We start from the raw sequence: 2759 nt of genomic DNA on the forward strand, positions 1-2759 counted from the left end.
CACCAATACTTGGATATAAGGAAATAAACGTTATTTTTGTGTACGTACACGAATTTAAGGTAAAAAACCGATCCATCCCAAAATCACCCATATTTAATCATTGCCGGAGCATACCGTGGTTAATGGAATGCTGCACATGGGTGCATGATTGATTCATCATGTTCTTTTGTTGATGCTTATCCCGGTTAGCAGCAAATTGCTCATGAACCATGAATGATTCACATGATCATTATTAGCGCATACGAGTTAGCAACGAGTAGCCGGTTGAACCATGAATGATTCACATGATCAGTACTGGCGCATACCCGGTTAGCAACAAGTTGCCGGTTGAACCATGAATGATTCACACGATCATTACTGGCGCATACCCGGTTAGCAACAAGTTCCATTCCCTACCGGCGAAAAGCTTCGTAATGATCATCGTTGAACATGGTCCGAACGACTGGCATTGACACACCGCCCCACTTCCCGGCGGCATAACGGTAACGGCTATACTGGCGTGTTTTTTGGGATAATGGACCCACCTGCAGGCAAATATTGTTTTATTTCAAACAACTTTTTGATATCCATATAGTTACGATCCCAGAAGTGATGTAACGGGCCTAAAAAAAGTGTACATAATTGAATGGGTATCAATCAATTGCCGATCAAGTCCACCTTCACTCCACACCAACAGCACGTTAAAAGCTGGTTTACAGTATGTTATAAGTATCGCTGTAGCAATGTGCAAGTATTACTAAAGCATGTAGCAGCTACCGGCTAAATCAACCAATTTCCGGGCAGGAGCGCTGCGAGTAAACGCACAGGACAACAATGATCCCTTCTTATACAGATCACCCCTATTATTCACCGCTCATTTAAACCAAAAAACATGAAACAAAAATTAGTATTATCCGCCCTCTTTGTATTACTTGTTTCCGGTTGTACCAAAATCCGGGATATGTTTTATATCAACAAACCCGGCCAAATGCATACATCGCAATTGCAGTCAACCGGTTTTAAGATAGTAGCCTATCTTCCAAAATATACTTCCACACTCGCAGATCATATTAATGCCTTTGATTTCTCAAAGGTGACCCATCTGAATGTCGCTTTCTTCAACCCGGATGTAAACGGTAACTTCCCTGCCTCACAAGGCACCGGGTTGGATACCATTGTATCAAAGGCGCATCTTAACAACGTTAAAGTACTGTTATCGCTTGGCGGCGGATCCAATCAAAGCCAGTATGCCAACCTGCTTACCGCTTCCAACAGGGCGGCCTTCATCACTAAAGTAGTGAACCTGGTTTCACTATACGATGTGGACGGTATTGATGTGGATCTTGAAGGAGACAACATCGACGAAAACTATGAAGCATTCATTACCGGTTTATCGGCCCAGCTTAAACCCAACGGGAAACTGCTCACTGCAGCGGTGGCCTGGTGGACGCGCGACCGCGTAACAGATTCCTGCCTGGCAGCATTCGACTTTATCAACGTGATGGCTTATGATAAAGCCGGCGATGAACACTCGCCCTTTAGCTACGCAAAACAACATGTAGACTACTGGAAAGGCCAAAGGGGTATGGCGGCAGATAAAGTAGTAGTAGGCGTTCCTTTCTATGGCTTGTACACACTATCAGGCAACCTGCAATCCATCAAATACAGCGAATTGGTGGCGCAATATCCCGGCGCCGAAAACAAGGATACGGTACGGCGCACGGATGGTGTTGTAATCAATTATAATGGCATTCCCACCATCCAGAATAAAACGGCCTATGCACAACAGGAAGCCGGTGGTATTATGTTCTGGCAGGTATTGCAGGACGCCACCGGGTCGCTTTCACTATTAAAGGCCATCCACGACAAAATAAACAGCAACACCGGCTGGGAAAATCCATACATCACCTGGCGGTTCGACCTGAGTGCACCGGCATCAGCTACATACAGCGATTCCACGGCTGTAAAATCATCCGTCTCCATAAAAGGAACCCCAGGATTTTTACCTGCACCTCCCTATGGCTATGGACGGGTTTTCCTGCCGGCTAATTGCGGCGGTTACTATGAACTTCAGCCAGGAACTAATCCTCCCGGCCTGAAAACGGCTGCCAGCTCTACCAACACACCCGCTAAATTTTCCTGGTACAATATCGATGAAGCAAAAACAGTAGCTGCACTTACCTTTAATTTACAGCTGAACGCCGCATTAACAAACGGACAACTCATTATCCCGTTTGGCTACAGCACCACCGCCAGCAGTACCTTTAACAACACCAACCAGCTCACTTCCGTGAATACACCCGGTGTTTTTGGCACTATCCGCCTGGATTTCTATGGCGGCAACTTTGCTACATTGTCGTACCGCAACGCTACATACGGTTACACTACCATCAACAATACCGTATTCAATAAAACCGGCAGCTATAAAATTGAACTGTACTGCAACAATAACAGTTCAGGCAGAAATTACCTGAAAAACGGCAACACTTATGCGTTACCGCAGCAAACCTATCACTTATGGGTAAACGATGTTTTAATACAGGGCGCTGCCGGTTTAACCAATTTCCCCGCCACCGGCGAGCTTTCGGCGCTCAGTACCATCAACAGCTTTTCTTTTAACGCATCCGGCAACACCGGTACACCCGGCACTACGCCGCCTACCAGTGCCAATTCCTTACTGGCTACGCTGTCTGCTATCGCCATCAGTTTTGATCTGCAGAACTAAACGCAGGATCTGACCCAATGCCCGGTGACCTGAAAAGTCACCGGGCATTTTTATT

Annotated in this window: 1 protein-coding gene; it reads left to right on the forward strand. The window is 46.1% G+C overall.

The window, feature by feature from the left end:
• Positions 1–871 precede the first annotated feature (871 nt).
• On the forward strand, positions 872–2704 hold the full coding sequence (locus VN105_RS21115; RefSeq protein ID WP_325643910.1) for a glycosyl hydrolase family 18 protein: 1833 nt from the start codon (positions 872–874) through the stop codon (positions 2702–2704).
• The last annotated feature ends 55 nt before the right edge of the window (positions 2705–2759 follow it).

The sequence above is a fragment of the Chitinophaga sp. genome, from assembly GCF_035564935.1.
In the GTDB taxonomy this organism is placed as follows: Bacteria; Bacteroidota; Bacteroidia; order Chitinophagales; family Chitinophagaceae; genus Chitinophaga.